General features: G+C 73.7%; 6 protein-coding genes. 5 read left to right on the forward strand and 1 reads right to left on the reverse strand.

Annotated elements, in window-relative coordinates; translation table 11 throughout:
• The first annotated feature begins 331 nt into the window (after nt 1-331).
• From HMPREF0731_RS15655 to HMPREF0731_RS15675, 5 genes are all read left to right on the forward strand, one after another.
• Nucleotides 332-1,735, forward strand: a complete 1,404-nt coding sequence (locus tag HMPREF0731_RS15655; protein ID WP_040613609.1) for a bifunctional enoyl-CoA hydratase/phosphate acetyltransferase — start codon at nt 332-334, stop codon at nt 1,733-1,735.
• On the forward strand, nt 1,732-2,916 hold the full coding sequence (locus tag HMPREF0731_RS15660) for an acetate/propionate family kinase (RefSeq protein ID WP_007005144.1): 1,185 nt from the start codon (nt 1,732-1,734) through the stop codon (nt 2,914-2,916). Before HMPREF0731_RS15655 ends, HMPREF0731_RS15660 begins: the two co-directional genes overlap by 4 nt.
• Nucleotides 2,913-3,692, forward strand: coding sequence for an enoyl-ACP reductase FabI (fabI, locus tag HMPREF0731_RS15665; RefSeq protein ID WP_007005145.1), 780 nt, complete (start codon nt 2,913-2,915; stop codon nt 3,690-3,692). The genes HMPREF0731_RS15660 and fabI overlap by 4 nt, the downstream gene beginning before the upstream one ends.
• Nucleotides 3,693-3,754: 62 nt before the next feature.
• Complete coding sequence (locus tag HMPREF0731_RS15670; RefSeq protein WP_007005146.1) at nt 3,755-4,669, forward strand: 3'-5' exonuclease; 915 nt, start codon at nt 3,755-3,757, stop codon at nt 4,667-4,669.
• Nucleotides 4,670-4,755: 86 nt separating this feature from the next.
• Nucleotides 4,756-6,441, forward strand: coding sequence for a methyl-accepting chemotaxis protein (locus HMPREF0731_RS15675; protein WP_007005147.1), 1,686 nt, complete (start codon nt 4,756-4,758; stop codon nt 6,439-6,441).
• A gap of 41 nt (nt 6,442-6,482) precedes the next feature.
• On the opposite strand, the gene HMPREF0731_RS15680 is transcribed toward HMPREF0731_RS15675, so the two are convergent.
• The coding region (locus HMPREF0731_RS15680; protein WP_408734761.1) for a hypothetical protein at nt 6,483-6,676 on the reverse strand (194 nt) is incomplete at its 5' end.

Below are 6,676 nucleotides of genomic sequence, written 5' to 3' on the forward strand. Positions count from 1 at the left end.
AGCGGCCGCGCCGTCCCGCTCATGCGCGGGGTGCCGCCGGGCGGCGGCCGGGCGCGGGGGCGGGAGGGGGCAGGGCAGGCATCATGGTTCCGCAGCAACGTCGGGAGGGGGCAAAGGGCGGCAGGGCACCGGCGCGAGGTTCCCGCGAAAGCGGATGACATTCTTGTCAGCGCCCGCGGCCCGGCTCCAGCCCGCGCACAAAGCCCCTGGGGTTGATCCGCGTCAATTCACAAACCGTCCGTTCGGTTTAATGGTGCGCCGCGGCACAGCCGGGGGGTGCCGCTGCGCCGCCGCAGCGCCTATCCTCCCCCGGCTGCATGGAGGCTTCCGCATGACGGCCGAGCTCGTCGCCAACCGCCCCTTCGCCGAGATCGCCCCGGGCGACAGCGCCAGCCTGACCCGGCGCATCACCCAGCAGGATATCGAGCTTTACGCGGCGCTGACCGGCGACGCCAACCCGACCCATCTGGCGACGCCGGAGGGCGAATCCGGCGGGCCGCGCCCGACCGCGCACAGCATGCTGGGGGCGGCGCTGATCTCCACCCTGCTCGGCACCCGCCTGCCGGGTGCCGGCACCGTCTATGCCGGGCAGACGCTGCGCTTCCTCTTGCCGCTCCAGGCCGGCGACGCGCTGACCGTGCGCGTCGCCGTGCGCGACAAGCAGGAGGCGGGGCGGCTGGTGCGGCTCGACTGCCAGGGCACCAACCAGCGCGGCGAGACGGTGTTCGAGGGGCTGGCCGAGGTCTGCGCCCCCGCCACGAAGCTGTTCCTGCCGCCGCGCGAGACGCCGGACCTGATGCTGCACCGGCATTCGCATTACGGCCGGCTGATCGCCCGCTGCGAGGGCCAGGCGCCGGTGCCCTGCGCCGTCGCCCATCCCTGCGACGAGGCCGCGCTGGCCGGCGCGCTGGAGGCGGCGGGGCAGGGGCTGATCCGCCCGCTGCTGGTGGGGCCGGAGGCGCGCATCCGCGAGATCGCGGCCCGTGCCGGGCTCGATCTTGGCGACCTGCCGGTGATCGACACGCCGCACAGCCATGCCTCGGCCGCCCGCGCCGTCGCCCTGGTGCGCGAGGGCAAGGCCGGGCTGCTGATGAAGGGCAGCCTGCACACCGACGAGCTGATGTCCGCCGTGGTGGCGCGCGAGGCCGGGCTGCGCACCGAGCGCCGCATCTCCCACGTCTTCATCATGGACGTGCCGAGCTATCCGGAGCCGCTCTTCATCACCGACGCCGCCATCAACATCCAGCCGGATCTCGCGACCAAGGCGGACATCATCCGCAACGCCATCGACCTGCATCACGGGCTCGGCCTCGGCACGCCGCGGGTCGCCATCCTCTCGGCGGTGGAGACGGTCAATCCGCGCCTGCCCGGCACGCTGGACGCGGCGGCCTTGTGCAAGATGGCCGATCGCGGCCAGATCCAGGGCGGCGTGCTGGACGGGCCGCTGGCGCTCGACAACGCCATCAGCCCGGCGGCGGCGCGCATCAAGGGCATCGTCTCCGAGGTCGCCGGCCGCGCCCAGGTGCTGGTGGTGCCCGATCTCGAGGCCGGCAACATGCTGGCCAAGAATCTGAGCTTTTTGTCGGGGGCCGATGCCGCTGGCATCGTCCTCGGCGCCAGGGTGCCGATCGTGCTGACCAGCCGCGCCGACAACCAGCGCACGCGCCTCGCCTCCTGCGCCGTCGCCGCCCTCTACGCCCGGCACCTCGCGGCCCGGCTGGAGGGGGTGGCATGAGCGGCCGCGCCATCCTGGTGCTGAACGCCGGCAGCTCCAGCATCAAGTTCCAGCTCTATGACGAGGCGGGCGGCGCGCTCACCCGCCGCTTCAAGGGGCGGCTGGAGGGCATCGGCACCGCGCGGCCGCGGCTGCTGGCCTGGGCCGCCGGCGACGTGGCGCTGGAGGATCGCGCCCTGGACCCGGCCCGCACCGCCGATGGCGAGGCGGCGCAGGCGGCGCTGGGCGGCTGGATCGCCGACCACATGGGCGGGCCGCCGGATGCGGTCGGCCACCGCGTGGTGCATGGTGGCGGCCGCTTCACCGGCCCGGCGCTGGTCGATGACACGGTGCTGGCCGAACTGACGGCGCTGGTGCCGCTGGCGCCGCTGCACCAGCCGCACAACCTGGCGCCGATCCGCTCGATCCGCGCCCGGCGGCCGGACCTGCCGCAGGTCGCCTGTTTCGACACCGCCTTCCACGCCACCCTGCCGGAGCTGGCGCGGCGCTTCGCCATCCCCGAGCGGCTGCATGCCGAAGGGGTGCGGCGCTACGGCTTCCACGGCCTCTCCTACGAATATATCTCTTCCAGATTGCCCGAGCTGGCGCCGGAGATCGCCGGCGGCCGCGTCGTGGTGCTGCATCTGGGCTCCGGCGCCTCGGCCTGCGCGATGCGCGCCGGCCGCTCGGTCGAGAGCACCATGGGCTTCACCGCGCTGGACGGGCTGCCCATGGGCACGCGGCCGGGGCTGCTCGATGCCGGGGTGGTGCTCTATCTGGCGCAGCAGGGCCGCGGCGCCGCCGAGATCGAGCATATTCTCTACCACGAAAGCGGGCTGCGCGGCCTGTCCGGCCTGTCCGGCGATGTGCGCGACCTGCTGGCCAGCGACGCCCCGGCGGCGCGGCTGGCGCTGGATTACTTCGCCTATCGCACGGCGCAATCCATTGCCGCGCTCGCTTCGGCGCTGGGCGGGCTGGACGGGCTGGTCTTCACCGCCGGGGTGGGGGAGAACGCGGCGCCGGTGCGCGCCATGATCGCCGAGCGCTGCGCCTGGCTCGGCATCCGGCTCGATCCGGCGGCCAATGCGGCGCATGCGCCGCGCATCCACGCCCCCGGCAGCCTGCCGGTACACATCATCCCGACCAACGAGGAACGCATGGTGGCACGCCACGTGCTCGACATGCTGGGGGCGGCGCCGTGAGCCCGCTGCCCGGCCTGCGGCTGGACGGCAAGGTGGCGCTGGTCACCGGCATCGCCAATGACCGCTCGATCGCCTGGGGCTGCGCCCAGGCCTTCCGCGCCCAGGGCGCGGCGCTGGCGGTGACCTATCTGAACGAGCGCGCCCGCCCGCATGTGGCGCCGCTGGCCGAGGCCGCGGAGGCCGAGCTGCTGCTGCCCCTCGATCTCGGCCAGGAGGGGCAGCTGGAGGCGGTGTTCGAGGCGGTGCGGGCGCGCTGGGGGCGGCTCGACCTGGTGCTGCACTCGATCGCCTATGCCCCGCGTGAGGATCTGCAGGGCCGCGTCACCGATTGCTCGCGCCAGGGCTTCCTGCAGGCCATGGACATCTCCTGCTGGTCCTTCATCCGCATGGCCAAGCTGGCCGAGCCGCTGATGCCGCAGGGCGGCACGCTGTTCTGCATGAGCTATCTGGGCGCCGAGCAGGTGGTGGCGAACTACAACCTGATGGGCCCGGTGAAGGCGGCGCTCGAATCCGCCACCCGCTACCTGGCGGCCGAGCTGGGGCCGCAAGGCATCCGGGTGCATGCCATCTCGCCAGGGCCGATCCGCACCCGCGCCGCCTCCGGCATCGCGCAGTTCGACAGCCTGGCCGAGCAGGCGGCGGCCGAGGCGCCGCTGCGCCGCCTGGCCCGCATCGAGGAGGTCGGCATGACCGCCGCCTTCCTGGCCAGCGAGGCCGGCGCCGGCATGACCGGCCAGACCCTCTATGTCGATGGCGGCTATCACATCGCCGATTAGGGACGCGCTGTTCCCGGTCTGATCCCGTAGCCCCCGGCCCCGCGCTGCGGCATGCCTGCCATATGCCGCTCGACGCCCCGCCGCCCCCCGACCCCGCCGCGCTGGAGGCGATGGCCGCGGCGCTGGAGGCCAGCGGCGAGTACCGCGTGCTGCGCCGCATCGCCCCGCGCCCATCGCTCCCCGTGCCGCAGGGCGCGGCCACCCGGCTCGGCCTGGTGCTGGATGTCGAGACCACGGGCCTCGACCATGGCCAGGACGAGATCATCGAACTGGCGATGCTGCCCTTCACCTATGGGCTGGACGGCACGCTGTATTCCGTGGGCGAGGCGTTCAGCCGGCTGCGCCAGCCTGCCCGCCCGATCCCGCCCGAGGTCACGGCGCTGACCGGCCTGACCGACGCCATGGTGGCCGGCCAGAGCTTCACGCCGGAGGAAGTGGCCGCCTTCATCGGACCGGCGGCCCTGGTCATCGCCCACAATGCCGGCTTCGACCGCCGCTTCGCCGAGGCCTTCTGCCCCGATTTCGCCGCCAAGCCCTGGGCCTGCTCGCTGCACGGGGTGGACTGGGCGGCGGAGGGGTTCGAGGGGCGGCGGCTCGGCGACCTCGCGGCGCGGCACGGGCTGTTCTTCGACGGCCACCGCGCCGTGCATGACTGCCAGGCGACGCTGGAGATCCTGGCCCGCCCGTTGCCGCGCAGCGGCGTGCCCGCCCTTGTCCGGCTGTTGGAGGCGGCACGCCGGCCGAGCTGGCGCATCTGGGCCGAGGGCGCGCCCTTCGCCGCCAAGGACCGGCTGAAGGCGCGCGGCTATCGCTGGAATGGCGAGGCCAATGGCCGCCCGCGCGCCTGGTATATCGAGGTGGCGGAGGAGCAGCTGGAGGCCGAGACCGCCTTCCTGCGCAGCGAGATCTATGCCGGCGAGGTGGACGTCCCGATGCGCCGGCTGACCGCGCTGGAGCGGTTTTCCGAGCGGGGCTGACACGCGGGGCAGGGATGCGCCGTCCGGTTAATTAAACAGAAAGAAATATTTTTCACGCTTCCGTGAAATCACGGAAAGACGCCGCCATGACCGCCTTCCTGGGGCGCCTGCGCCTGCGCACCAAGCTGCTCGGCGCCTTCGGCGCGGTGATGCTGCTGACCATGGCCGTCGGCGCCATCGGCCTGGCGCAGCTGCAGATCGCCAACAGCCATCTGGACGCGCTGCACGAGGAGTGGCTGCCGGCGGTCCGCGCCGCCGGCCAGCTGCAATACACGGTCAGCCGCGAGCGCACCCGCGTGGCGCGCTACATCGCCACCCCGAGCGCCGAGGAGCGGATCGTGGTGCGGCGCGAGGTGGAGGCCATCACGCGCGAGGTGGAGCAGCGCTTCGCCGAGAACGAGGCGCGGCTGCGCACCGAGGCCGCCCGCACCGTCTTCACCCGGCTGCGCGCCGCCTATGCCAGCTACCAGCAGGGGCTGCAGCCACTGCTGGCGGCGCCGCCCGGCGATGCCGAGGCGATGCGCGTGTTCAACGGGGCGAGCGCCGCCGCCATCCGCCAGGTGTTCGGCCTGATGGACGAGCTGGCGGCGCTGGCCAGCCAGGGTGCCGATGCCGATGCCCTAGCCGCCGACGACGCCTTCATCCAGAGCCTCTGGGCGGTCGGCCTCGGCGTCGCGCTGGCGCTGCTGATCAGCCTGGCCGCCACGCTGTGGCTGGACCGGCACGTCGCCGGCAGCACCGCGACCCTGGCCGCCGCCATGCGCCGCCTGGCGCGGCGCGACTATGATGTCACGCTGGCCGGCACGGATCGCGGCGACGAGATCGGCGACATCGCCCGCGCCGTCGGCGAATGCCGCGACGGGCTCCGCCAGGCCGACGCCCTGGCGGCGGAGCAGGCGCGGGAACGCGCCGCGCGCGAACGCCGCGCCGAGACGCTGGCCACGCTGGTCCATGAATTCGAGGCCAAGGTGGGCGATGCCGTCGGCATCGTCTCCGCCGCCGCCACCGAGCTGGAGGCCACCGCGCGCGCCATGTCCGGCACGGCGGAGGACACGATGCGCCAGGCCGGCGCCGTCTCCGAGGCGGCGCAGCAGGCCAGCGGCGGGGTGCAGACGGTCGCCTCGGCGGCCGAGGAGCTGGCCGCCTCGATCGGCGAGATCAGCCGCCAGGTGAGCCAGGCCACCAGCGTCTCCGGCCAGGCGGTGGAGCGGGCGCGCGAGACGGATGCCACGGTGCGCGTGCTGGCCGAGGGGGCCGGCAAGATCGGCGAGGTGGTGGAGCTGATCACCTCGATCGCGGCCCAGACCAACCTGCTGGCGCTGAACGCCACCATCGAGGCGGCACGCGCCGGCGAGGCCGGCAAGGGCTTCGCCGTGGTGGCCTCGGAGGTGAAGAACCTCGCCAGCCAGACCAGCCGCGCCACCGACGAGATCGGCGCCCAGATCGGCCAGATCCAGGCGGCGACGCAGCAGGCGGTCAGCGCCATCAGCGGCATCGCCGCCACCATCGAGGAGGTCAGCCGCATCACCATGGCGATCGCCGCCGCGGTGGAGGAGCAGAGCGCCGCCACCGGCGAGATCGCCCGCACCGTGCAGCAGACCGCCCAGGCGACCGACACGGTGACGCGCAACATCGCCACCGTCAGCAGCGGCGCCAGCCATACCGGGGCCGCTTCCGCCCAGGTGCTGGCCTCGGCCGCCGACCTGTCGCGCCAGGCGGAGCAGCTGACCCGCACGGTGGATGGCTTCGTCACCGGCGTCCGCGCCGCCTGACTTTTTGTCCAGGGGGGCGGCGCCGGTGGCGCCGCCGGACCCTAGTTGCGGCGCTGCTGCTCGATGCGGCGCCGCTCCGCCTCGATGCGGCGGCGGTCGCGTTCCACCTGCTGGCGCTGCGCCTCGACCGCCTGGCGCTGCCGCTGCCGCTCGATCTCCTGCCGCGCCTGCTCGCGGTCCTGCCGGTGGCGCTCCAGCATGCGGCGCTGCTCCTCGTCGCGCCGGCGCTCCGACG

It is taken from the genome of Pseudoroseomonas cervicalis ATCC 49957 (assembly GCF_000164635.1).
In the GTDB taxonomy this organism is placed as follows: Bacteria; Pseudomonadota; Alphaproteobacteria; order Acetobacterales; family Acetobacteraceae; genus Pseudoroseomonas; species Pseudoroseomonas cervicalis.